Origin of the sequence: Thermococcus sp. M36 (genome assembly GCF_012027355.1) — an archaeon.
GTDB lineage: Archaea > Methanobacteriota_B > Thermococci > Thermococcales > Thermococcaceae > Thermococcus.
This window is the reverse complement of the sequence record NZ_SNUH01000002.1, coordinates 265,820-290,811: the sequence shown is the minus strand read 5'-3', so window position 1 is coordinate 290,811 and position 24,992 is coordinate 265,820. Positions and strand designations below refer to the sequence as shown.

General features: G+C 54.2%; 14 protein-coding genes, 2 pseudogenes and 1 CRISPR repeat array. Of the genes and pseudogenes, 5 read left to right on the top strand and 11 right to left on the bottom strand.

What is annotated here, in order from left to right; genetic code table 11:
- Positions 1-376 precede the first annotated feature (376 nt).
- Positions 377-1,282: a CRISPR direct-repeat array (repeat unit 29 nt; unit sequence GTTGCAATAAGACTCTAGGAGAATTGAAA).
- A 42-nt stretch (positions 1,283-1,324) separates the two neighbouring features.
- Together E3E36_RS09365 and E3E36_RS09360 are read right to left on the bottom strand one after the other, a co-directional pair.
- Complete coding sequence (locus tag E3E36_RS09365) at positions 1,325-2,257, bottom strand: hypothetical protein (RefSeq protein WP_167895144.1); 933 nt, start codon at positions 2,255-2,257, stop codon at positions 1,325-1,327.
- Positions 2,258-2,457: 200 nt separating this feature from the next.
- A complete protein-coding gene (locus tag E3E36_RS09360; RefSeq protein ID WP_167895143.1) occupies positions 2,458-3,138 on the bottom strand; it encodes a thioredoxin family protein in 681 nt (226 codons plus the stop codon).
- A 136-nt stretch (positions 3,139-3,274) separates the two neighbouring features.
- On the opposite strand from E3E36_RS09360, the gene E3E36_RS09355 reads away from it, so the two are divergent.
- The 3 genes from E3E36_RS09355 to E3E36_RS09345 are packed head-to-tail and all read left to right on the top strand — an operon-like array spanning position 3,275 to position 5,359.
- The gene (locus E3E36_RS09355; RefSeq protein ID WP_167895142.1) at positions 3,275-3,985 is read left to right on the top strand and encodes a helix-turn-helix domain-containing protein; all 711 of its coding nucleotides are present in this window, start codon (positions 3,275-3,277) and stop codon (positions 3,983-3,985) included.
- Positions 3,969-4,172, top strand: a complete 204-nt coding sequence (locus E3E36_RS09350; RefSeq protein WP_167895141.1) for a DUF362 domain-containing protein — start codon at positions 3,969-3,971, stop codon at positions 4,170-4,172. Before E3E36_RS09355 ends, E3E36_RS09350 begins: the two co-directional genes overlap by 17 nt.
- Positions 4,173-4,177: 5 nt before the next feature.
- Entirely contained in the window at positions 4,178-5,359 is a 1,182-nt protein-coding gene (locus E3E36_RS09345; RefSeq protein ID WP_167895381.1) for an NAD(P)/FAD-dependent oxidoreductase, read from the top strand.
- 4 nt (positions 5,360-5,363) lie between these two features.
- Here the strand turns inward: E3E36_RS09345 and E3E36_RS14210 are convergent.
- Positions 5,364-5,600: pseudogene (locus tag E3E36_RS14210) on the bottom strand (topoisomerase DNA-binding C4 zinc finger domain-containing protein); the annotation flags it as partial.
- Between the two features lie 147 nt (positions 5,601-5,747).
- Positions 5,748-9,047: pseudogene (gene topA, locus E3E36_RS09340) on the bottom strand (DNA topoisomerase I); the annotation flags it as partial.
- 94 nt (positions 9,048-9,141) lie between these two features.
- On the opposite strand from topA, the gene E3E36_RS09335 reads away from it, so the two are divergent.
- On the top strand, positions 9,142-9,462 hold the full coding sequence (locus E3E36_RS09335) for a cupin domain-containing protein (RefSeq protein WP_167895139.1): 321 nt from the start codon (positions 9,142-9,144) through the stop codon (positions 9,460-9,462).
- A 64-nt stretch (positions 9,463-9,526) separates the two neighbouring features.
- On the opposite strand, the gene upp is transcribed toward E3E36_RS09335, so the two are convergent.
- The 7 genes from upp to E3E36_RS09300 form a co-directional block, all read right to left on the bottom strand.
- Positions 9,527-10,195: a uracil phosphoribosyltransferase gene (gene upp, locus E3E36_RS09330; RefSeq protein WP_167895380.1), complete on the bottom strand. Its 669-nt coding sequence runs from the start codon at positions 10,193-10,195 to the stop codon at positions 9,527-9,529.
- A gap of 70 nt (positions 10,196-10,265) precedes the next feature.
- Positions 10,266-11,723, bottom strand: a complete 1,458-nt coding sequence (locus E3E36_RS09325; protein ID WP_167895138.1) for an MATE family efflux transporter — start codon at positions 11,721-11,723, stop codon at positions 10,266-10,268.
- 39 nt (positions 11,724-11,762) lie between these two features.
- Complete coding sequence (locus E3E36_RS09320) at positions 11,763-13,163, bottom strand: MATE family efflux transporter (protein ID WP_167895137.1); 1,401 nt, start codon at positions 13,161-13,163, stop codon at positions 11,763-11,765.
- Positions 13,164-13,298: 135 nt separating this feature from the next.
- A complete protein-coding gene (gene ppsA / locus E3E36_RS09315; protein ID WP_167895136.1) occupies positions 13,299-15,653 on the bottom strand; it encodes a phosphoenolpyruvate synthase in 2,355 nt (784 codons plus the stop codon).
- Positions 15,654-15,782: 129 nt separating this feature from the next.
- Entirely contained in the window at positions 15,783-16,760 is a 978-nt protein-coding gene (locus tag E3E36_RS09310) for an oligosaccharide repeat unit polymerase family protein (protein WP_240911836.1), read from the bottom strand.
- Between the two features lie 141 nt (positions 16,761-16,901).
- Positions 16,902-17,906, bottom strand: a complete 1,005-nt coding sequence (locus E3E36_RS09305; protein ID WP_167895134.1) for a hypothetical protein — start codon at positions 17,904-17,906, stop codon at positions 16,902-16,904.
- Entirely contained in the window at positions 17,903-18,571 is a 669-nt protein-coding gene (locus tag E3E36_RS09300) for a hypothetical protein (RefSeq protein ID WP_167895133.1), read from the bottom strand. The genes E3E36_RS09305 and E3E36_RS09300 overlap by 4 nt, the downstream gene beginning before the upstream one ends.
- Positions 18,572-18,828: 257 nt before the next feature.
- Between E3E36_RS09300 and E3E36_RS09295 the strand changes: the two genes are divergently transcribed.
- The gene (locus E3E36_RS09295) at positions 18,829-24,984 is read left to right on the top strand and encodes a S8 family serine peptidase (protein WP_167895132.1); all 6,156 of its coding nucleotides are present in this window, start codon (positions 18,829-18,831) and stop codon (positions 24,982-24,984) included.
- Positions 24,985-24,992 lie beyond the last annotated feature (8 nt).

The window sequence follows — 24,992 nt, the reverse complement described above, 5'->3', positions numbered from 1 at the left end:
TTTGAGCTTTTTAATTTGTAACTTTTTGTTGCATATCTTCTATAGTCATGTGACGAAATATTTTCGAAAAGTGGGACCGAGCCATGGTTGGACCTGGATATGCCCCTCTCTTTAGGAGATACGTCCGTTCCTTCTTCTAGCAGTAGATGCTGTCTATTCGCGAATTTACAGCCCGTTTAACCCTTTGCATTACCCTGCAGTGCCCATTGGTCCTGTGGGAAGCTCGTTCCAGGAGCATTCTTTATGGGAGTTAAAGCGCTGAAAAGGCTCGGATTCGAAGCCTGATGGAACCCTTTTTTTCATCGGTTTTCAGAAAGACTTAAATATTCGAAGTCTCTCAATACTCCAATGGGCAAACGGGCGAATTTTCCGTCCTGTTGCAATAAGACTCTAGGAGAATTGAAAGCACCCGAATCTCACACTCTATGACTGACTGAAAAAAGTTGCAATAAGACTCTAGGAGAATTGAAAGCGAACATGAGCATCACGAGCGCCGAGAAGCTCCTTTCGTTGCAATAAGACTCTAGGAGAATTGAAAGTTCCTCCTCATCTCGATGAGCAGCTCATCTGAAGCGGGTTGCAATAAGACTCTAGGAGAATTGAAAGAACTTCCTCGACCAGTTCAACACTACTGAGGATGTCAAGGTTGCAATAAGACTCTAGGAGAATTGAAAGACTTTTGGGCGAACTCCCGCGCGTACATCCTCTTGATGTTGCAATAAGACTCTAGGAGAATTGAAAGATGAAGCCCAAAATAGCCCTGCCTGAGAACGAGTTCAAGTTGCAATAAGACTCTAGGAGAATTGAAAGCATTACCTCGCGCCCGGTTATCTTGAAGAACGCCGGGGTTGCAATAAGACTCTAGGAGAATTGAAAGCATAGAAGTGGGGTCTTATGGGACCCCGGACATCATAGGTTGCAATAAGACTCTAGGAGAATTGAAAGCAAAGAACCGACGTACAAAGGAGTTCTGGAGGCCATTGAGTTGCAATAAGACTCTAGGAGAATTGAAAGCCAGAGGCCGCCCAGGAGGGGATAGGGGTGTCGGAAGTTGCAATAAGACTCTAGGAGAATTGAAATGCAGTCATTCTTCTATCGTGACGCCTCTCTTGCTCTTCGTTGCAATAAGACTCTAGGAGAATTGAAAGACTATTCTGTGCAGTACGGGATTGACCTCAACTACAGTTGCAATAAGACTCTAGGAGAATTGAAAGGTTCGGGGCGTCGAAGGGATTGTTGGCGTAGAGCGGAGGTTGCAATAAGACTCTAGGAGAATCGAAAAACAGAATTAAATAAATCATGAATTAGGTAATTCTTTAGCCCCTCACCCTGCATCGGACACTTCCATTTCTATCACGCGCTCGAATACTGCCCTATGGTTTCCAAAGGCCTCGAACATTCTGCCAGAGTAGCTCTCTGAGGCAGTCTCAAGGAAGTGCCGCAGGTTGTGTGTTATGGACTCGTTCATCGGCACATGAAGGGGCACCGGTTCGTAGTAGTCGAGGCCCTTCATCAAGGCGGTTGAGAAGTACCAGAGCGTTTTTCTGACCTTCCTTCCCTTTATTCTGGAAAAACTGGCTTCACCGCAGTTGAACGCCGCATGGAGCACTACGATCATGTCTATTTCAACACCCTTCTTGAGGAGCCTCTCCCTTTCGGGGTCTCCCCTCAGGTCTTTTATCCTGTATCCGCTCCGTGTCTGTTCGTCATAGGGCATGTCAACGTCGTATATTCCACCCACCCTCGGGTCGTAGACAAGAACCTCCGTTCCTCCGACTATATACAGGGATTTCCCCCGGACTTCGACCACGGTATTTTCTGTACTCAGGACGGGTAGCCCCTTGGCCATGGCTAGAACTGACATCGTGCTCTTCCCTGTGTGCGGGTAGCCAACGAAAAGTATCGCTTTTCCGCTGGGCGCCACAACACTGACGGAGTCCGTTATAAACATCCTCCCATCCTTTGCTGCCGCCCTGGCCGCCGCCTGGAGTATAAAGAATATAGGAGCCTCGTTTCCGTAGGCGGATGGCACCCTTGATTCTATCTTGTACTCGTCCCTGTCCATATGGTCATAGACGGCACTGAACACCCTGAACTCGTCCCCCTTAAATCTCTCAATGAGTATGTCCGGCCTTCCTGACGAGTCATTCACATCCGGAAGGTAGCGCCGTGCAAAAAGGCCCCTAAAAGCGTCCTCAAATCCATCATCGAGCTCTCCGGTGAAACTGATGGTAACGCCGCCGATTCCCGTTCCCATTTGATCCCCCACTATGGGCTGGTTCGGGGTATTTATAACTTTTCCGTGAAAAGGCGGGCGGGATTAAACATCCACTTTTGACACGTCTGAATCTACGGCAGCGAGCACTCTCGAACAGTAAAAACATCCAGTCCGCTTAAGAACCCTCCCCGCGTGGGACGATGTGAACAACTGCCGAAGGGGTAAAAGGATAAAGGCCCTCACTCGAGGGCCGCGAGGAGCTTCTCCAGGAACATCTTCTCCGGATAGGCGCCCTCAAACTGAACCTTGTCCTCCCCGTCCACCTGGATAACGACCTTCGGGACGGCCATGACGCTGTACCTGTCGGCCCACTCCGGGTACTCGATGGCCTCAACCATGTCGCCGAGTATCCTGCCCTTGCCTGCCTTGGCGTTCTCAAGGGCAAACTTGTGGGCCATCCTGACGGCGAGCGGACAGTACGGGCAGGTCGGGGTGACGAAGACGAGTATCCTGACGTCCCTGTCGACCTTGGCAAGCTCCTCTTTGCTGTCGGGCATGAGGTCGGTGGTGGCGTTGCTGACGTCAACGATGTCCTCCAGGAATGCCCCGAACTCGTGTCCTGCCGGAAGGCCGAAGAACCTGACGCCCATGTCCCTGCCGTCCTGGGTTATGGTGACGGCCGGAGCGCGGTCGATCCTGTACTGCTCCGCGAGCTTCTTGCCCTCCTCACTGTCGAAGTCGTGGAACTCGTAGGTGAGCTTGTCGCTCAGCTCCGCGAGTTCCTGGACGAGCTGCTTGAGCTGGTCGCAGTACTGGCAGTGCTCCTTGCCGATGAACCCGATGATCTTAACCGGGTTGGTCATCTTGGAGAAGAACTCCTCCCTGATGACCTTCTTGTCAGCGTCGCTAATCAGTCCCATTTCCCAACACCTCCATATCTAAAGGTTTATAACGTTTTGAGCACAATACCACGTGGAGTTTAATCTCCAGGTTTGCAACCTAAGGTTGAATGTTCACTATATAAGCTTTGCGTCACAGATCTGGGTGGTGTGGGTCATGACTGAGCCAGACATCTTTTACATACTGGGGAACAAGGTGAGGCGCGACCTGCTCAGCCACCTCACCTGCACCGAGTGCTACTTCAGCTTCCTCAGCAGCAAGGTGAGCGTTTCCTCGACCGCTGTGGCAAAACACCTTAAAATCATGGAGCGAGAGGGCATTCTGAGATCCTACGAGAGGGAAGGGCCCTTCATAGGGCCGGCGAGGAAGTACTACGACATAGCAATAGCTAAGACCTACGTGACCACGGTGACCCCAAACCTTTTCTGGTACAGGGGGCTTGAGCTCGGGGAGCCGATGCTAGAGAAGGCCCGGATAGACCTCACGAGAATACCCTCTGAAAACGAAGGCCTGCTCGGCATGGTGGGTTCCTTCCTTGAGCTGACCTCCGAGCTGGACAAGATACTCCAGCTCCTTCAGGCCGTTGAGAGCAGGCGCGACAGGCTCATGAAGGAGATAAAGGAGAGGTACCTCGAAGAGATAGGCGACATGACGCAGCTCGCGATACTCCACTACGTCCTACTCGTCGGTGAGGCCACCGTTGACGAGCTCAGCGACAGGCTCAACCTGAAGGAGAGGGAGGTGCTGGTGAAGGCCCAGGAGCTGGACAGGTTCGTACCGTTAATAATAAAAGACGGAGTCATCAAAATCGACGAGGAAAGGCTAAAACAAAGAATCGGCGGTGAAAACGATGCCGGAGAAGATTAAAGTCGTTGTCAACGAGGACAAATGCTACCTCTGCGGTGGCTGTGCCGGTGTCTGTCCGGCCCTCGCCATAGAAGTCCACTCAAGCGGCTGGGAGTTCTTCCAGGACAAGTGCATCTCGTGCAGAATATGCATCAACGCCTGTCCCGTTGGCGCCCTCAGCGCCGAACCTCTGGAGGTGAGCGAATGAAGCAGATGAAATATGACGTCGTTGTCGTCGGTGCCGGTATTGCCGGCCCGATAGTTGCGAGGAACGTGGCTAAAGCCGGCTATTCTGTTCTTCTCATTGACAAGAAGCCCGCCATAGGCACCCCCAAGCAGTGTGCCGAGGGCATAAGCATAAACGTGTTTAAGAAGTACGACATCCCTTACGACAAGCGCTACATCAACCGCGAGATCTACGGTGCAAAGCTCTACTCTCCCAGCGGATACGAACTGGAACTCCGCTACAAGGACGTTAGCGGCGTCATCCTTGAGAGGAAGGTCTTCGACAAGATGCTGGCATACTATGCGGCCAGAGAGGGTGCCGACGTCCTCGCGAGAACCGAGGCGAAGGACGTCATAAGGAAGGACGGCAGGGTCGTCGGGATAAAGGCCAGGCACGAGGACGAGCCGGTCGAGATTTACGCGGACATCATAGTCGCCGCCGACGGTGTTGAGAGCATGATCGCCAGGAAGGCGGGCATAAACACCTACGCTCCTCCCCACGAGTTCGACTCCTCCTACGAGTACGAGATGCTCATAGAGGGCTACGACCCCGATTTGATTCACCTCTGGTTCGGCAACGAGATAGCCCCGCGCGGTTACGTCTGGGTCTTCCCCAAGGACGAGGACAGGGCCAACGTCGGGATAGGCATAAACTCGGACAACCCGAACACCGCGAAGTACTACCTTGACAAGTGGCTGAAGGAGAACGACATACCGTTCAAGAAGATACTTGAAGTCAACGTCGGCGTTGTCCCGGTCGGCGGTTTCGTCAAAGAGCTCGCGAAGGGCAACGTGGTCGTTGTCGGCGACGCTGCCAGACAGGTCAACCCGATGCACGGTGGTGGAATGGCCGAGGCCATGGAGGCTGGAACCATAGCGAGCAAGTGGATTGTAAAAGCGTTGGAAGAGGAGAACCTCGAACTCCTCAAGAACTACACGAAGGAGTGGTGGGAGACCGACGGAAAGAGGCTTGAGAAGGTTCTCAAGGTCAGGAAGGTCACGGAGAAGCTCACCGACGAGGACCTTGACCTGTTCATACAGCTGCTCAGCGGCGCTGACGCTGAGAAGATAGCCAGCGGCGACTACGGGGAGATAATAAAGGCGCTTCTGAAGCACCCGAAGGTCATCCTGAGTCCCAGGAGGATAAAGCTGCTCAGGGAACTCCTCTGAAACGCTATGCCCTCTTTTTGTTCCATTCTTTGCAGTTCATGTCGAGGCATATCTCGTACTCGCGCCCCTTTTCGCGTATCTTAACGACGGGCGCGCCGCCGCAGCATGTCTTGTCCGTCGGAATTATCTCGCCGCGCTGGAGGAGCGGGTAGGTGACGTCGCATTTGGGCCAGTTGGAGCAGCCCACAAAGCGCTTGCCCGTTTTCCTGTTGTAGCGAACGACCAGGTCACCGCCGCACTTGGGGCACTTGCCGAGAACGAGCCCCTTCCCCGTTTTCCGGCCTTCTTGAGCCTTGGAGCTGGCAGTCCCCTTGGACTCCTTAGAAGAGCCGTCAGAAACCTTGGCGGAGCCTTTAGAGGTCGTTACCCCCGTTCCGGTCGTCTCGAGGAGCATCTTACCTATGTCGAGCTCCTTCTCCTTGAAGACCTTGAGAATTTTAATCAACTGCTCCCTGCTCGCCTCGATGACCTCGTCCCTCTTCGCTTTGCCCTCCATTATATCCTCCATCTTCTCCTCAAAGGCCCTCGTCAGCTCAACGCTTACTATATCCGGAACGTTCTTTTCTAAGGCCTCGACGACGCGCATTCCGAGGGGGGTGACCTTTATCTTCTTCTTGCCCTCGATGTAGCCCCTGCTGTAAAGCGTCTCAAGGATTTGGGCGCGCGTGGCTTTAGTTCCAATTCCAAGGTCTTCCATCTTTTTGATTACGGCCGCCGGGGAGTATCTCGCCGGGGGCTTCGTCTTCTTCTTCTCGCGCTTTATCTGGAGAACCTTGACTGGCTCGCCCTCCTTAAAGGCGGGCAGAATTACCTCGTCGAACTTGACGTATTTCCCGTAGACCTTCAGCCAGCCCTCCTTTACGGTTCTCGCCCCGCTCAAAATAAAGCGATGACCGTTGGAGTTTATTACCACCTTCGCTATCTCCCTCACGGCAGGTTCCATAAAGAGGGCCAGAAAGCGCCTGACGATGAGGTCATAGAGGTTGGCCTCGTCCCTGGTCAGCTCACCGGCCTTTGGAAGCTCGCCGGTGGGGTAGATGGCCGGGTGAGCAGGGTCCTCCTTCTTGCCCTCTACAGGCTTGAGCTTATCCTTCCCCAGAAGCTCATGGGCGAAAGGCTTGTACTCTGGCAGTTTGGCGAGGTTCTGGAGTATCGTTCTGAGGTTCAGGTTCTTCGGCAGTTTCTGGGATGAGGTTCTAGGATATGAACAGTTGTGGACAACGACGCCGTTGGCTATGAAGTTGTGGTAGTCTTCGACAACCAGGTCGTAAACTTTGCCACGGTAGTGGAACTTTTCAATCCTGTTTATCGGGAGAACGTAAACGTCACCGCTGGCAATCCTTCTTAAGTCATTGTCGGTGATATAATCGGCTATCCTTTCAAGCTTATCGAGGCCTATGCCACTCCCATGGGCGGTCTGGTTGGACATGTGGAACTTTTTCCAAAGGGAATTGTCGGTTCTCAGCTTCTCCTTCCAGTTCTTAACTCTGAGGATACTGTAGTGATGGGAGTAGGCTTTCCTTTTTCTTATTGCCACCTTTCTGACCTGCTCAAGCTCGCGTTTCTTCACCCTGAGGTGGGGTTTCATAACCTCATAGAACCGGAGCGCGTCCCGTGAGTACACTTTAAGCTCGTAGGCGACAAAGTTTCCATTCTTATCCTTTTTCTCCCACAGGTATGTGCCGACACCGAGGAGCTGCCACATAAGTTTAACGGTGTATATCGCTTCCCTGTTTTTTGACGTGAGGATTATCTGCGGGGAGAGCGTTTTTTTGCCCCCGGTAGGTTTTGTGCCTATGTGGGAATCGGCATCGTAGTAGCCCGCCAGAAATGCCCGAATCCACTCAGGTCTTGCCATCACTATCCCTGGGATTCTGAAAACCTCGGTCTTGTTACCATAAGGACACCCAAGGAGCTCAAAGAGCCTCGTTAATGATTTGTTGCGGATAGTTATTACCCGGTACTTCTGGTCGTATGAGAAGGGAACGCCGAGTGAGTCAGCGACCTCACGGAGTGCCTTTAGGGTTTCCTCTTCCCTGTCCTTTGTGGAAATCGTGATGGCGCCCTTTCTTTCAAGGTGGCCGTCCCCGACGACGAATCCATAGAGGTACCAGAAATCCTCGCTGAATTCAAACGTTACAGGGGCCAGGGATGTGCTGTGGGAAAAGCCCAGAAAAACCTCCCTAAGCTCTTCCATTGAGATAGCACCGTTTTCGAGGATAACCTTCATCACCGGAACCGGCATTTTGCCCCGGAGGTATTTGTAATAGGTTGGCTCTTTGATTTTGAACTTCCAGAGGAGCTCGGTCTTCAGCCCCTTGTACTTTATCCTCTCCATCAGGACTTTCCCGAAATCCGGCTTGTAGAGGATGTAGTCTTTCATCGAAGCTGCATTTTCAAGGATGAAGTCAAGAAGTGTTGGTTGCCTTTCCGCTGGGTGGGGATCGTTTTTATTGATCAACAGGACTACCTGGTCGCTTTCCTTCAGCTCCTCTGCAGGGACGAAAATGAGCTTGTCATCGCGATAGACCAGAACCGGATGGTCTCCCGTGAGGTACAGCTCCGTCCTGTCCCTCAGAGTGACGCGGTACATGGGCTCATCGGCGTTCCTCTCAAGCAGACGGTACCTGGCCCTCGATAGTTTCAAATCGAAGTCCAGGGCAAAAACCTCCCCTTCTTTTGGAAGTTCAGCAATCCTCTTCACACCTTCGGGCGTGGGTATGAGTGAATCGGGGTGGAGACAGTATCCCCTCTCGTAGAGCTTCTGTGCAATCTCCAGAGTCTTCTTCGGGCTGTAGCCGAACGCTGAATAGGCCTCCCTCTGTAGGGTTCCAAGGTCGAATGGAACCGGCGGATTCCTCTTCTGCTGTTTGACTTCCATCTTTTCGACGAAGGCAGGTCCCTTCTTCGCATCCTCGACGATGCGCTTGGCCTCGGCCTCGTCCAGTATGCGCTCCTTTTCATAAACCGCTGTGTACTGCTGGCCATTCTTCTCCAGAAGCATCTTGATGACCCAGTAGGGAGTTGGCTTGAAGTTCTGGATTTCCTTCTCGCGCTCAACGAGGAACTTGAGGGTCGGCCCCTGGACGCGGCCGGTTGAGAGAACCTGCCACTTGCCGCTGGCGCGCTTTATGGCTGAGGTGAGGGCGCGGGAGAGATTGACTCCCCAGTACCAGTCGAGGACGTGGCGCGCTATTCCAGCGTCCGCCATTCCGAAGTTTATCGTCGGTTCGAGGTTGTACCAGGCCTTGAGGAGATCCTTCCTCGTTAAGGCGGAGAACTTCATACGCTTGGCCTTGGACGGATCAACGCCGCAGGCGTACTTTAGAGCGGTATAACCTATGACCTCTCCCTCGGTGTCGTAGTCGCATGCAACCACGAATTCGTCGGCCCTCTTGGCGAGGGTGGCCAAGGCTTTAATGTAGTCCTTCGCGTAGCTCTTGCCCTTCTCGGCGACGTAGACAGGAACCCATTCTATATCGAAGACAGGATAGCCGTAGGTTTTGGTCTTCGGTGCGAGTGAGAAGAGATGGCCAACCGCCGGGGCGACTATTATCTTCTTTCCGTCGCGGGTGAACTCGTAGTAGGGAACCTTTCCGATGGTCTTCCTCACCGGCTTGCCCTCAGCTAAGGCGTAGGCAATCTTCCTGGCTACGTTGGGCTTCTCGGCGATGATGAGCGTGACCATGGCGACACCTTAGACCAGTTGAGGATCGGGATATAAAAACACTGCGGGAGAGGGTATTTATACCTCACCGGCAAATATATGAAGGTGGTTCCAGATGACGGCTGCACCCGGAGTTAAAAAACTGAAGGAGCTTGTCGAGTACCAGGAAGGCTCAATAGTAAGCAGGACACTGCTGGACAAAAAAACAGGCACCGTAACCCTCTTTGCGTTTGACAGGGGGCAGGGGTTGAGCGAACATACGGCGCCCTTTGATGCCATGGTCTACGTCCTTGAGGGGGAGGTGGAGGTCACCATATCCGGAAAGCCCTACAGGCTAAAGGAGGGAGAAATGATAATTATGCCGGCCAACGAACCCCACGCGCTCACGGCGCTGGACAGGTTTAAGATGCTCCTGGTGATGATAAGGGAGGAGTGAGCGGTAGACAGCGAACGCGCAGTCGAGTTAAGCCAACGTGGCCGCACCTAAAAGAAAAACGGAGTTAGAGCTTAATCGGCGCTCCAAAGGCCCTGTCGCCGGCATCACCGAGGCCGGGCAAGATGTAGCCCTTTTCGTTGAGCTCCCTGTCTATCGCCGCCACGAACATCTCGACGTCGGGATGGGCGGCTTTTATCCTGCTTATTCCCTCTGGCGCCGCTAGAACACCGACTATGACGTAACGCTTGGCCTTCCCGTACTTCTTGACCTCTTCGAGAACCTTGATGAGCGTCGAGCCGGTGGCTATCATAGGATCGGCTATTATGACGGTGTCATCCGGCTTAACCTGTGGCACCTTGACGTACTTCATCTCTATCTCGAACTTCGGGGCCTTTCCGCGGGAGGCCGAGACTATTCCAACCCTCGCGTGGTCAAGAACCTTGATGAGCCCCTCCATCAGCGGTATCGCCGCGCGGAGAACTGTTATTATGACTACGTTGCGCCTGTCCTTTATGAGGGTCCCCTCGGTCTCCTCAAGCGGTGTTTTGACCTTTACCCTCTCGACCTCCATGGTCTTGGTTATCTCATAGGCCATATAGCGGCCGAGCTTGACGAGGCCCTTCCTGAAGGGTATCGGCCCTGTCCTCTCGTCCCTCAGCTCGGTCAGTATCTCCATTATAAACGGGCTGTCTTCGAAGGAGTAGACACCCTCCCAGCGTTCGTCCCTCTTCATGCGTCTCACCAGAGAGCCTTCGGCGCTGGGTTTATTAGACTTCCGCCTGCCAATTTTTGCCAATGGTGTATCACTTTTTTGACTCCTCCCCGATAATGCGCCTCATCCACGTCCCCCGCAGGAACCAGGCGAGGGCCACTAGGGCGGCTATGAAGTTGCTCATGCCCATGCCGAAGAAGACTCCCCGGCTTGTAAAGTTGAAGAGCTCTGCGAGCGGGATTCTGACAAAAATTCTGTGGCCGAGGAGCGCTAATGTGAACGTCAGCGCGGGCACGTAGCCAAAGGCGTAGCTGAGGGGTATCCTCAATCCCCAGAGGCGGAATATTCCGAGGGCCATGCTCTTCTTGGTGTGTCCCGCTGAGCTGAAGGCCCTGTTCACGACTATGAAAACCCCGTTGAAGAAGGGCACCGAGATTAGGAAGTACTTAAGAACTACATCACTCTCCTTTATTACCGCCGGGTCGTCGAGGAAGAAGCGGAATATCTCCACGCGGAAGATTCCTATCACCAGAACCGCAAAGGTGGCTATGGCGAAGTTTACGGCCATCGTGCGCTCCGCTATCTTCTTCGCCCGCCCGTAGTTCTCTGCACCGACGTTCTGGGCGACCATGGTTCCCATCGCCATGCTTATTCCGCGGGAGATGCTCGTCAGGAAGTTGACCAGTCTGGTCGTTATAGTGTATGCCGCGTAGGTGACGTCGCCGAAGCCGAAGATTATCCTCGTCAGGATGACGAAGCCAAAGCTGTTCGCCGACTGTCCTATGCTGGAGGGAAGGCCGACGCGGAAGATTCTGCTGTAGAACTCGAAGTCCGGTTTGAGGCTTTCAAGGCTCAGGCTTATTCCCACGCGGTCGTTGAACAGGAGGTAGAGCCCTATCACTGCCCCAACGGCGTTGGCGACGACCGTCGCGAGTGCTGCACCGGCGACGCCCATCTCCGGAAAGCCGAGCCAGCCGAATATGAGGAGCGGATCGAGGACTATGTTTATTGCCACGGTTAGGAGGGTTATCTTAACCGGTGTCCTTGTGTCGCCGGTGGCTCGCATGAGGGCCGAAAATGCCATGAACGCGAAGGAGAAGGGCAGGCCTAAGAAAACTATCGTGGCATAGGTAAGGGAGTAGGGGTAGACGTTCTCGCTAACCCGCATGAAGCGCAGCGCGTAAGGAAGCACCAGCAGTGCTATTATTGCCGTCGCGACCGAGAAGAAGGTCATGAGGGAATACAAAGCCCCTGCCGAGCGGTTGGCCTTTTCGTACTCCTCCGCACCTATGTACTGCCCGACAAAAGCAAAGCCCGCCGTGGTAAAGCCTATTCCCAGGGCCATCAGCGTCCCGATTATCGGCCATACGGTTCCGGGGGCGGAGAGTGCCTCTCTGCCAAGCTTGCCCAGCCAGAACGTGTCCGTTATGTTGTAAACTACCTGGACAAGGTTGTTTACGATCAGTGGCCCCGCGAGGGTGAGCAGGGTTCTCTCAATCGGCCCGTTAAGTATCTGCTCGCGCATCCTCTGGATTTTTCCGTCCCGCATTGCCTATCAGACCGCAATCGAAACGCTGATATAAAAGGTTTATGATGTGCTCGCGGATTCCTCAATTATCCTCTCCATCCAGCTCCCCGTTAGGAACCAAGCGAGCGCCACAAGGGCCCCGAGGAAGTTGCTTAAGCCCATCCCCAGCCAGAGCCCGGCTGTGTCCCTCATGAAGAGGCCCAGCCCGTAGCTCAGCGGGAGCCTCATGCCCCACAGGCGGAGCATCGAGAGCACCATGCTCTTCTTAGTGTGCCCGGAGCTCTGGAAGACGTTGTTGACGGCTGAAAATATCCCAAAGAACGGGAGCGAGGCCGAGAAGTACTTCACGACCTTGGCGCTCTCGGCTACTATCGCCGGGTCGTTTATGAAGAAGCTGAATATCTCGACCCTGAAGAGGGTGAAGAGCAGCGTTCCGACGCCTAGTATTGTAAAGTTTATGGCCATCGTCTTCTCCGCTATGACCTTTGCCCTCTCATAGAGCTTCGCCCCGACGGTCTGGCCCACCATCGTCCCCATAGCCATGCTTATCCCGTCTGAGAAGGCGAACATGAAGTTGGTCAGTCTGTTGGTTATCGAATAGGTTGCGAAAGCGACGTCGGCGTTGCCGAACTGGCCGCCGAGGGTGAATATGATCCTTGCGAGTATGACGAAGCCCAAAGCAGTGGTCGATGAGCCAACGCTCGCCGGAATCCCGACGCGGAAGATGCGCTTGTAGAACTCCCAGTCAGGCCGGAGGTTCTCAGGGGTCAGGTGAATCCCCACTTTCCCCTTGAAGAGCAGGTAGCCGCCGACTATGGAGCCGAGGCTGTTGGAGAGCATTGTCGCCACTGCCGCACCGACGACTCCGAGCTCTGGAAACGGCCCCCAGCCGAAGATGAAGAATGGATCTAAAACCAGGTTGAGGAGCACGGTTGCTATGTTTATCTTGACGGGCGTTTTTGTGTCGCCTATCGCTCTCAGGAGGAAGTTGAAGGCGAACAGCGTGAAGGCGAAGGGAATGCCCCCGAATATGGCCCTCGTGTAGTCGAGGGCGTAGGGGTAGACAGTGTCGCTCACGTTCATGAATTCAAGGAGGTATGGGGCGGAGATAACGCCGAATATTCCAACACCGATAGCAAAGAACATCATGAGGGAGTAGAGCGCTCCCGCGGCCCTGTTCGCTTTTTCATACGCCTTCGCCCCGACGTACTGGCTCACGAAGGCGAAGCCTGCCGTTGCAAAGCCCATCCCTATGGCCATGAAGAACCACACCAACGGCCACGCCGTCCCCGGTGCCGCCAGCTCCTCCCTCCCGAGCTTCCCGAGCCAGTATGTGTCGGTGAGGTTGTAGAGAACCTGAACGAGCTGGTTTATGATTAGAGGATAGGCTAGCACGATGAGCGTCTTCACTATCGGCCCACTGACGATCTGGTCGCGCATTGCCTCTACTTCACGCCTCATTGAGATGGCTGTCGAAACGTTGGTATAAAAAGCTTATCGTGGATAAAAGAGCCAGCGACTAAAACTTCCCCTTTACTCGGAGAAACGCTGCCCGATTTTCAAAACGATAGAAACGAATAGAAAAGGGAAGAAAGCTCACTCGAAGAGCTTCTTGCGAGCCGCCTCGAGGATGAGCTTCTGCTCCTCCTGGGCGACGGTCTTCCTGATGAGCTCCACCGCGTCGGGGTTGGCGCTGATGCTGTCGATGCCGAGCCTGACGAGGATCTTGGCCATCTTCGGGTCGCTGCCGGCCTGTCCGCAGATGCTGGTCTCGACGCCGTACTTCTTGGCGACCTTGATGACGTTCTCGATGAGCTTGAGCACTGCCGGGTGCTTCTCGTCGTAGAGGTAGGCTATCCTGTCGTTGTCCCTGTCGATGGCGAGGGTGTACTGGGTGAGGTCGTTGGTGCCGAAGCTGACGAAGTCGAGGCCCTCCTTGATGAGGTCCTCGATGATGAGCGCAGCGGCCGGAACCTCGACCATTATTCCCCACTCGACGTCCTTGTGCGGCTCAAGGCCGACGCTCCTGGCGATCTCCTTGGCCTTCCTGATCTGCTCGGGGTTGGCAACGAGCGGGAGCATGACGCCGATGTTGTCGTAGCCCTCCTCGACGACCTTCTTGATGGCGGTGAACTCGGCCTTGAGGAGCTCGACCTGGTCAAGGCTCCTCCTGATTCCGCGCCATCCGAGCATCGGGTTCCTCTCGTCCGGCTCGTCCTCTCCGCCGGGCATCTCCTTGAACTCGTTGGTCGGGGCGTCGAGGGTCCTGTACCAGACCGGCCTCGGGTAGAAGGCAGCGGCAACGGTCCTGATGCCGTCGGCGAGCTTCTCGACGAGCTCGTCGAACTTGCCCTCCTTGATGAACTTGACCGGGTGCTTGCCTATGGTGAGGATCATGTGCTCAGCGCGGAGGAGACCGACACCATCGGCGCCGGTGGCGGCGGCGCGCTCGGCGACCTCCGGCATGGAGACGTTGACCTTGACCTTGGTGGCGGTGACGAGCGGAGCACCGGCAACGACGACCTGTCCGCCAGCGGCCTTCTCTTCCTCTTTCTTCTCGACGAGGCTCTTGACTATGCCCTTGTAGACGACACCGCGGGTACCGTCAACGGTGACGTAGTCGCCGGTCTTGAGCTTCTTGGTAGCCTCCTTGGTACCGACGACTGCCGGGATGCCGAGCTCACGGCTGACGATGGCGGCGTGGCTGGTTCTTCCACCCTCATCGGTGACGATGGCTGCAGCCCTCTTCATGGCCGGAACCATGTCCGGGTTGGTCATGGTGGTAACGAGGATGTCGCCCTCCTTGACCTTGTCGATCTCGTCGGCCTCGAAGATGACGACGACCCTGCCAGCACCGATGCCCGGTGAAGCACCGAGACCCTTGAGGATGACCTCGGCCTCCTCAACCTCAGCGGCCTCCTGGGCGGTCTCGGCCTCCTTGAGGGTGGTGATCGGCCTGCTCTGGACGATGTAGAGCTTGCCGTCGTCGGCGTCGTAGGCCCACTCGATGTCCTGCGGCCAGCCGTAGTGCTCCTCGATCCTGGCACCAATCTTGGCGACCTCGATGATCTGCTCCTCGGTGAGAACCTGCTTCTCAACCCACTCCGGACCGAGGTAGTCGGCGACCTTGACGTAGATGGTCCCCTTGCCGGTCTCCGGGTTGCGGACGACCATGACCTCCTTCTTGGCGATGTACTTCTCCTTGATCCTCCAGGTGCCCTTCTCGACGATGTACTCATCCGGGGAAACGCTGCCGCTGACGACGGCCTCACCGAGGCCCCAGCTGGCGTTGATCATGATCTCGTTCCTGTTGTTGGTGACCGGGTTGGCGGTGAACATAACACCGCTGGTCTTGCTGTTGACCATCTTCTGGACGACAGCTGAGAGGTAGACCTTGCTGTGGTCGAAGCCCTGCTTGGCCCTGTAGAAGGTAGCCCTGGCAGTCCAGAGGCTGGCCCAGCACTTCTTGACCTTGTCTATGACGTCGTCAACGCCGTAGACGTCGAGGTAGGTCTCCTGCTGGCCGGCGAAGCTGGCCTCCGGGAGATCCTCGGCGGTGGCCGAGCTCCTGACGGCGACGTAAACGGCGTCCTTGTTGAACCTCTGGGAGAGCTCCTTGTAGGCCCTCTCAATCTCCCCGGCTATCTCGGCGGGCATCGGAAGTTCGATTATCTTCTGCCTGATCTTAGCGGTGTTCTCCTGGAGCTGCTTGGAGTCATCAACGTTGGTCTGGGCGATGATCTCCATAATCCACTCCTGAAGGGTCTTACCGTCCTCAAGCTTGACATTCTCGACAAAATACTTGTAGGCCTCAGCGGTAACGCAGAACCCGGGCGGAACTGGAATTCCGGCGTTGGTCATTTCTCCAAGGTTGGCACCCTTTCCACCGACAAGGGGCACATCCTTCTTGCTGAGCTCCTCAAACCACTTTATAAACTTGTATTCGCTCATGCGAATCCCTCCACAACTATTACTGCGGGTGATATATCGAGGGCCCGTATTTAAAATTAACTATCCATGGCTGTTCTATGGAGTACAGAAATGGAATTGGTTTAAAATGTGTTCATCGAGCCCTTCCGATCAAGATGGCCTCTTTTGGGTTGCCGTAGTTTCTCTCGATAGTTTGTCCCACGTGGACAGGAGCGCCAGGTAGACAATGCCAGACATGAAAAATGCATCAAGCCCTATGGGAATAGCCAGCGTCAGCAACACGACTGACAGGATTTTTGCCTCCTCCATTGTCATGGAATCGCGGAGAGCAGCACCGAGGATTACTGCCTCGGCCAGTCCAACCACTCCGAAGTCGTAGACGGGCTGGCCAAAGAGTGTGTAGGTGTACCCCACGTCCCTCCCGAAAAGCGCCCCCACGAACATCTTGGGGTCTGTCCGGAGGAGTATCCATCCTTTCCCCCATGGCATCCCCAGATCAAAGAGCCTCTCGTAGACGGTGTATGTTGCGCCGGGCCGGTAAAGGAGCGTTTCCAAGAAGCCCAGTTCCCAACGGGAGTAGGTATTCACAGTTGCCAGGTACCTTGCCAAAAAAACACCTGCTATGACTGATAGCGCCACGCTGAGGGCAAGGATCCGTTTAATGCCCCATGTTCTGGGCCGGCCCCTCTGTAAGAGCTTCAGGAAATAGGCCAGTGCAACCGCCAGACCCGTCGTCCTAAACGTTGAGACGAGAGCAATCACCTCACCTATCAGGAACAGCCGGAAATCCGCACGTATTGAAATCGCGGCCACTATGAGGTACCCCGCCGCAAGGTACAGAACCCTGTAGGACGAGTACCTGAGTTCAGGGTGGGCCAGGGGGATGGCTCCCATGAATATCGGGACGGCGCTGAGGAGAATCCCGGTAATGGCGAGCGATAAGTGCAGGGCTGTCCTTGCAGGAGCTGGTCTTCTGATCAGGAACAGGGCTATAATGCCGAGGCTGGCCAGTATTGCGAGAGCTTCCGGGCCCAGGCTTAGAACCATTATAGTGACCAAAAGTGCTCCGTAAGTTCCGAGCTTGAAGCGCGGGTCTATCCTGGGCGCCAGCAGGTATGAACCCCTCATCACCCCAAGAAACAGCAGCGAATACGCAAGGGGCCCGGGGGCGGGTCCCGGAAGGAGGCTCGAGTATACTGCCTTTGACACCACCGCAGCTGCAATGTATATTATGGCAGCAGCCCAGAAGACTCGGTCAGACCCCATTATTCACCACGTTTCGGATTTTTTAACATTCAGACCCCTTAACAGCGTGCCCCTGACAACGATGTATATTCCTATTATAAATAACATGTACACAGGAAGGTCCAGTATACCGGTTTCTATTCCCACCAATCCATAAGCAAGTGTGGAGTAATATATGGACTTACTGAGAACGGTTCTGGAGTTCTGGATAAGCCCGTAGTACACCCCAAGCAGGAACCCTTCTACTATCGAGAACACCCCGAAATCTAGGTACATGCCCCCCATGAGGGTGGCCGTGACGGTGACGTCCTTAACGTACAGAAACCTGGCTATCAGGCCCCTCGGGGAGTACCCCCCCGTGATGTACGATGCTACCCCGCTCCACTGGAGCTGCCCATGGTACAGGCCCTTCCATCCGGCCCTCCAGACTATCACATCCAGGGCGGAGGTTGTTGCCTGGACTCTGACCGCAAGGGTGGAAAGGGATTCTCCCCTCATGACAGTGACTAGAAGACCCATCCCCAAGAGGAGGGCGACAAGGCCGAGAACGTACCAGCGCCTGATCTTTTTGAGCCCTCCTGAGGACTCATAGTACGCGATCCCGATACCCAAGAGGCTGACGACCACGGGCGTTCGGTATGCATAAAGCGCAACTGCCGCGGGATAAACCAGCGAGTACTTTTTTCCCCTGAGGAACAGGTAGATGCTTGATGGAACCCCGAGGAAATACGTTATGGCGGTGAGTCTTGGGTTCAGCAGTGTCCTCACTGATGGATTCAGGAGGGGAACGGACTTTACCATTATGATCTGGATAATCACGATCAATATGGACGCCCAGAACGCCCATAAAACATGCCTCTCCTCTATGGGAATCCCCTCATCTCGCCACTCTATTTGATCCCCACGTGATATCCCCAGCACCATTGCCACGGAAAACGCAGATGCCACAAGCAGGGTCTTTGGCTGGGACAGCCCAACAGCCAGGAACACCATGAAGAAGACGGGTATAAGAAAGGAGGGTCTTATCATCCACTTCTCACCTCAATTATCTTTAGGGGAAGAGTTCTGTTATCGGAGTTAACGTAAAGTATGCCGTATACGTATGCGATATGGTTTCCGAGGTACCTCTTTAGGTATTCGATGGGGACCATATTCGCCGTTATTATCGCCCCGTTTGGGGCTATCTGATTTATCGTTATAGAACCGTATGCCATGTAATCCGCCTGATACTTCAGCATGCCCAGCTCTATCGGGGACACGTTCCCTTCTATATATATCATTCCAGTAAACCTCTCGGAGTATGCATCCACGGTTATGGAATTAATTATCTCCCTGAAAGGGCCCTGTCTCGGGGGGAGCTCGTAGACATAGACCTTCCCATGGTACTCCACCCCTATAAACCGCGCCCTTAGGTCTTCTTTTGTGGAACTCGGACCACCGACAGTGAACAGTTTTCCTTTGACGTTTATCTTTATCGTGGAGCCTTGGACGCTTACCAGGGTTCCAGTTACCGTTTTTCCCTCCGTTGTGTTTACACTCACGGTCACATTAAACCCTTGGGTCAGCAGGTGGAATGCATCATTGGCTGCCTCATAAATCTCGCCTCCCTGATAATGGGGGATGTAGTAGTTAAACAGCATCCCTGCCAGGCCCAGGGCCACCACTATGAGAATTACCAGCTTTCGTGTCTCCATCGAGACTCACCACACTTCCTGCTTATTGGCCTCTGTGAGAACAATATTTTATACATTTTGGTCATGTGCCACCCTTGTGTCTGGGCGTAACTGATCATTGAATAAATTATCACTGGAAATGAAACCTTAATGCCCATATTTACTCTGTCATGCTCTTATCAGTCCTGTTCGGTATCAAACACTACCTGAAAGGCGAAATCTTTATATTAATGCTTCTATCACAATAAAGATGAGCATTACGACTGGGAGGTGTCAAAATGAATAAGAAGGCCTTGAGCCTTTTGATCGCGGTAGTGATGCTGCTGTCCATAATACCAGCAATGCTACCAGCTCCCGTTGTCTCCGGCGCGTCGTATTCACAGGCGGTGCCGTCGAGCAGAGTGATTCTAAAGAAAGTGCCATCCGGCAGTTCCCCATCAACCAGTGAATTCCAGCAGGTTCCAGGTGCGACTGTAAGTCAGGATTTGATAGACCTTATTAAGGAACTCCAAAAGGCCAAGTTTGACCACGAATTCTGGTTCCCTGTCAGAGTCGTGTCGCAGTATCCCCTTGAGAACCTGAAGATCGGCGGAGTGCGGGTCATGGGGCACGCGAGGATCGGGGGTGTTGACGTTTATATACTTGGAATCAAGATTTCAGAGGACGCCCTGAGAACCGTAGAGAGCATTTCAAAGATCAAAGGGGTCATTGAGATCTCTCCAATGAGCGATGTTGAGCCCCTCATTGAAACCATCAGGGAAGCAGACGCCCCGGGCTTGGACGTTTCAGAACTCATTAAGGCCCTCAAAGAGCACAACTCTCCGGGGCTCAGCAGTGTGTACCCTGCTATGGCCCGCAGGCCGGTTCAGTTCGACGGTAAGACGCTTTTTGACATGAAGGCGGTTCTGCCCAAGTTCATGACAGTCCCGGAGGTTTCCCCAATTCTAAAAGCCAAAATCGGCCTTGGACAGAAGATAAGGCAGAACTACCCGGTTCCCAGTCCGCAGGATGCCTATGCGGTCTACAACCTTGGATCAGCCGATGTCTGGGACAAGTTCAACATAACTGGAAAAGGAATTAACGTTGCAGTTATAGATAGCGGCGTTGACTTCGGAAACCCCGACCTGAACGATGCCTACGCCGTTGACACCAATCCAGACTCCCCCTACTACGGCTGGCCTATAGCCTTTGACAGTGCGTCCATGATGGACTACCTTATGTACGACCTCGTGTTCCCAGAGGCAGTACCTCTTTTCGGTATCATGCCATGGTACACCAACACATCCTACATAACCGCGGTTCCTTACCTCATGTACGCTCCATACATAACGGGCTATCAGGGTGACACGTTCTCCACGGCGTTCTCGGGAATGAGCTTGGCCAACATACCAAACGCGACTTACAGGGCATACGTCATCGACAGCGTCCTGCAGTTCCTCTTCAATGGGACTCCCACCGGAACGATACTCCTCGTCGATGATGACGACGGCCCCAACAACAACGGGTCAATGTGGTATGACTTTGACCAGTACTATACGGAGGCCTTTGACCTGCTGGGCTACAACTACACCATGTACCGTGTGGGCGTTGACGGTCCGAGACCGAACTCCACGGTGCTTTCTAACTACTCTGCCGTCGTGTGGTTCACCGGAATGAACGAGAAGCCGTTCTACTATTATGAGCTTGAAAACCTCAGCGCATACCTCGATGGCGGTGGGAGGCTGTTCCTCATAAGCACTAACTACCTTGACACCAGCGGGTTCGAGTTCCCGTACGCCGTGGACACCCTTCTCTATGCCCCGGACGTTCCAGCCCCGCCCACGGGGTACTATGACCTCTACCAGGTGCAGATAAACTCCTCCGTTGATGAGCTATTTGTCCACACACACAGTGCCAACGAGAGCCTTGACGTTGATCTCCTCGTCTTCTACAATGCCACGGTAGTGAACGGAACGGTTGTAAATGGAACTCTCATTGGATTCTCAGCATATGCCGGTTCCAACGAGAGCGTGACCATAGACTCCCCGATGATCGGCAACTATACAATAATGGTTCTAAGCTGGTACAACCCGGGCAATACCACCTACACAATACATGCAAACACCATAAAATACTACCCGCCTGAGCCCGAGGAGTTCACCTCCGACTACCTCCACATAAGCATTGACACTCTCTCCACGATGAACTTTGGAATACCCAGCGTCGGCCAGGTGGGAGGTGAAACCTTCCGCGTCTCGGCTATCAATAGGGGTGCAGTTGACCTTGGACTGGGATACATAGGAATCCTCTACAACTACCTGGTTCCGTCCTTAACGGACTTCCTGGCAGACCCTGTTATACCCGATGCAAACGGAACTGTGATAAGCATTGGCTATATGGCACTTCCATACAGCCCCGACTATGGGCTCCTGCCATTCAGACTGCCGCTCAACACTGACCTGACACTGCCTTTCAACTACAACAGCACCCTCCACATAGGACTCCATCCGGACTTTGCCCTGGCTTACATAAACACCCCACCGGATTCATACTACCTTTATCCCGGAATGGTACTCGCTGTCGACTCCAACGGCGATAATGTAACCGACAAGGTTTACGTTGACCTGACCAGCGAGTGGGGTTACTTCATAGACTTCAACGAGGATGAGGGCCACACAAAGGACAACCCCGTCGTCGCATGGGACATCTTCCAGACTGAGTTCGTCCCGTACTACGGGGAGGTCAGCTTCCCGGGACAGGACGGATACGCTGACATATCCGGAGGAATGATCTACTACATAGCTGACGGCGAAACTCCGATACCCTATGCCCAGCAGGTGTATGACAGGTGGAACCTCGGCGCTTACGGTGTTAATGAAAGCAAGCTGGTTCCTGAAGACGGTTCCCTCGTTGCATTCATGCTCGGTACGGTATTTGCAGGAGGTCTTGAGCACGGAACCCTCTGTGCTGCAGCAATCGCCGCTAGAGGAAGGACTATTGGGCCTGCAGAGTTTGGACTTCCGGGCAACTTCTATCCTGTGGTCGGAAACGCATACGAGTCGAAGATAATAGCGGAAGGAGACCTGTACACGTGGACTGCCAACTGGATTGACATGATGTACTTTGCCACTGAGGGGTACGACGGCGTTCCAGGAACTGGCGATGAGGCCCAGATAACCAGCAACAGCTACGGAAGGGGACTCTACTACTCCTTTGACAGAGGATTCAGCTTCCCGGACAGGTTCCTGATGAACCTGACACTGGAAAGGCCGGGAACGGTTCACTTCTTCGCCGCCGCTAACGAGGGACCGGGGTATGCAACGGGGCCGAGTGAGGGCGCTTCACCCGGTGCCATAACTGTGGGAGCTGCCACCGAGTGGGGCTACCGCATAGCGGTTGGATGGAACGCTGTTGACTACTACGGAGACGTTGTTGAGTTCTCCAGCAGGGGACCCAACGCCCTCGGGCAACCTAAGCCGGATGTCCTTGCTACTGGAATGTTCGGACTTGGAAGCACCACGCTCAACATGCAGGCATGGAGGTTCTGGCCGGTCCTTGGAGGCAAGTATGCCAATGAGGTCTGGTCCGGAACCAGTCTCGCCACGCCCATGGCCGCAGGTGTGGGTGCACTGGTCGCTCAGGCGTTCTACCAGGCCCACGGAAGATATCCGACCACCGAGGAGATGAGGTCAATACTCATGTCATCGGCTGAAAACGTGTACAACGACGTCTTCCAGCAGGGTGCGGGTTACCTCAACGCTACTAGGGCAGTTGAACTTGCCATGGGCATTGGTGGAGTGCTGGTAAGTCCAAACAACTGGCAGGCAGGATCATACGAAGGCAAGGATCACAAGGCATTCCCGAATGTGATGTATCCAGGCGAGAAGGACACCCAGGAGTTCACAATCACCAACTACAACCCAGAACCCACGAGGGTCAACATAACGACTGGCGTGCTGGAGAAGGTCGGAGAGGTGGAAATACCGGTTCAGAATGTCAACGCAACAAACTGGCCGTTCGTTCCGATATCAGGCTACGTTCCCAGCGGAACCGACATGATGAGGGTAACTGTCTACTCGGACACCCCGATGAGCGGCGTTGATATGTTGGTCAGGCTCTACGGTGACTACGGGCTCATCCAGCAGGGTGGACTTGGGTCCGTCGTGTCGTTCACAGTTAAGAAGCCGCTTGAGAGGTCGGAGGGCCTCTACCTGCAGGTCAGGCAGTACGGAGACGCCACCTTCAACGGCACTATCAAGCTTGAGTTCTACAGGATAGTGCCTTGGAAGTGGGTTCAGGTGTGGCCAACCAGCATTGACCTGGACTCCAAGGCCAGCATGACGTTCAAGGCAACCCTGACCGTCCCGAAGGACACTCCGTATGGCCTCTATGAGGGCGCCATATACGTTGACTACGGAACAGGAACAGTGACTATCCCGGTCAGCGTCATTGTGGCGTCGCCGAGCCCATCGTTCGCCTTTGGAGGTGGAGCCAACTCCACTGGCCTCTACGACAACTCCTACCTCTATGGTACACAGGGTGCAGATTATGTAAAAGACGCCAGGCTGTACTACTTCAACGTCCCTGAGGAAGATGCCAAGAACGGGTACATACTCGTGGATGTCAACTGGACAGGAGTGGCAACAGTCGAGCCCGCACTGCTCCAGCCCATGGTGGACGCATGGAGCCTTGAGTACCCCGACGTCTTCGGCCCGTACACCCTTGTGGACTCTGCCAGAGGAGACACTCTGTACATTGGCGTAAGGGGCGAAAGCGTCGTAATGGCAAAAGCTGTACCCGGCCTCAATGCTCTCTGGGTCTACACTCCACATTCAATGGTACCGGTAATACCCTTCCAGGGACGTGTGGACATCGCCAAGCTCTATCCTGAGCAGTGGGTTGTGGTTAAGGAGGACAGCGACGAAACAACCTTCCACCTGACAGTTCCAGACTGGATCGGTGACATCACCGCGACCGCATACGGATTCAGCGCACCCATAGAATACTACGGTGTAACCGCACCCGAGACCGGCAGTTCGGACTACTACACAGTTAACATCACTGACTCACCGCTCCTGAGCATCGAACTCAAGAGCGACTGGGATGACATGGCCGGCGTTGACCTCGACCTCTACGTATACTATAACTACAACGGTTCCTGGATCCTGATGGGGCTTTCAACCACCTCCACATCGGATGAGAGCGTTACCATTGAGTACCCGATGCCCGGCCAGTACATCATTGAAGTCTACTCCTGGAGCAACCCCGCCCCTGGGGCGGCAACCTATGACCTCAGCATCACAAAGGTCGAGGGAACCGAGCTTGAGGTAACCAACATAACCCCAGGGGAGGACGGTTACACCATAACCGCGGCATACAACCTCACCGAGACCAACATGAACGCTACCCAGCCGCTGATGGGAATGATAATCATCGGAAGCGACAAGTTCCCGATAATGTTCACGGTTCCAGTAAAGCTCCTGCCAAGCCCGGTGGACGTCAGGATTACTAGCGTTGAGACCAACGGTAAGAACAAGGTTGGCGAGACCTACAACCTGACAGCTTACATAACCAACGATGGAGTGCTGAACGCCACCAACGTCAGGGTGTACCTCATGAAGGACGGTGTTCCAACGGAGCTTGAGGCAGTGATCCCAGTTATAGGGCCCGGTGAGGTGTACTCAGCATCGTTCCTCGTACCGATAGCAGACACTGAGCAGCACAAGTACACCGTCGTCGTGGAGACCTCCGACGATATCAATCTCGACAATAACCAGAAGAGTGTCTACATTAAGGCCATTGACCTCACTCAGTTCGAAGAGAGTCCTGAAGCCACACCTGCAGAGGAAACAACCGCTCAGGAGAACGTCGAGATAGCTGAGAGCCTTGGAGAGGCTCAGATAACCACCACCATTGAGACAAGGAGATCCTACCGGGTGACTGTGGACGGTGACCACGGAACAATCGTCACGGTACTGATGCTCCTGCCGCCCGACACGATAAACTACAACATCCAGGTTGAGGACGCGACGCTCCTCGGCATTACGGAAGACAGGACGCCCAGAGCCCTTATCCTCTACGTCAAGATCCGCCTCCACTCGCCAGGAGACATCAAGGTTACGTTCATCAGCAGGGAGGATCTGATGGCAATAACTACGATTAACTACGTCTGGAACATGCTCTACAACCAGTACAGCTCGGACTTCGACAAACTGTATGAGAAAGCCGTCAAGATGGGCGTTGACAACGAGACCCTCGCAAAAGCCATGGAGTACAAGAAGAAGGCGGAAGAGTACTACCAGCAGGCATCCGTATACCTCCACGGAACCCAGCGGTTTGACCAGCCATCTGTGATGGAGATACTGGCACTTCAGTACCTCAGCACAGCGTACAGCTCGATATACAAGGCAACCAAGCTGCTCCAGGATGCCATAAAGGCTCTTGAGAGCTCTTAGGGCTGAAC

Bases quoted from the DNA above. Each gene is read 5' to 3' on its own strand.
- E3E36_RS09325 (WP_167895138.1), bottom strand. From the start codon at position 11,723: ATGCGGGACGGAAAAATCCAGAGGATGCGCGAGCAGATACTTAACGGG.
- E3E36_RS09310 (WP_240911836.1), bottom strand. From the start codon at position 16,760: ATGAGGGGTTCATACCTGCTGGCGCCCAGGATAGACCCGCGCTTCAAG.
- E3E36_RS09335 (WP_167895139.1), top strand. From the start codon at position 9,142: ATGACGGCTGCACCCGGAGTTAAAAAACTGAAGGAGCTTGTCGAGTAC.
- E3E36_RS09355 (WP_167895142.1), top strand. From the start codon at position 3,275: ATGACTGAGCCAGACATCTTTTACATACTGGGGAACAAGGTGAGGCGC.
- E3E36_RS09360 (WP_167895143.1), bottom strand. From the start codon at position 3,138: ATGGGACTGATTAGCGACGCTGACAAGAAGGTCATCAGGGAGGAGTTC.
- E3E36_RS09300 (WP_167895133.1), bottom strand. From the start codon at position 18,571: ATGGAGACACGAAAGCTGGTAATTCTCATAGTGGTGGCCCTGGGCCTG.
- E3E36_RS09345 (WP_167895381.1), top strand. From the start codon at position 4,178: ATGAAATATGACGTCGTTGTCGTCGGTGCCGGTATTGCCGGCCCGATA.
- E3E36_RS09295 (WP_167895132.1), top strand. From the start codon at position 18,829: ATGAATAAGAAGGCCTTGAGCCTTTTGATCGCGGTAGTGATGCTGCTG.
- E3E36_RS09305 (WP_167895134.1), bottom strand. From the start codon at position 17,906: ATGATAAGACCCTCCTTTCTTATACCCGTCTTCTTCATGGTGTTCCTG.
- ppsA (WP_167895136.1), bottom strand. From the start codon at position 15,653: ATGAGCGAATACAAGTTTATAAAGTGGTTTGAGGAGCTCAGCAAGAAG.
- E3E36_RS09365 (WP_167895144.1), bottom strand. From the start codon at position 2,257: ATGGGAACGGGAATCGGCGGCGTTACCATCAGTTTCACCGGAGAGCTC.
- upp (WP_167895380.1), bottom strand. From the start codon at position 10,195: ATGAAGAGGGACGAACGCTGGGAGGGTGTCTACTCCTTCGAAGACAGC.
- E3E36_RS09320 (WP_167895137.1), bottom strand. From the start codon at position 13,163: ATGAGGCGTGAAGTAGAGGCAATGCGCGACCAGATCGTCAGTGGGCCG.
- E3E36_RS09350 (WP_167895141.1), top strand. From the start codon at position 3,969: ATGCCGGAGAAGATTAAAGTCGTTGTCAACGAGGACAAATGCTACCTC.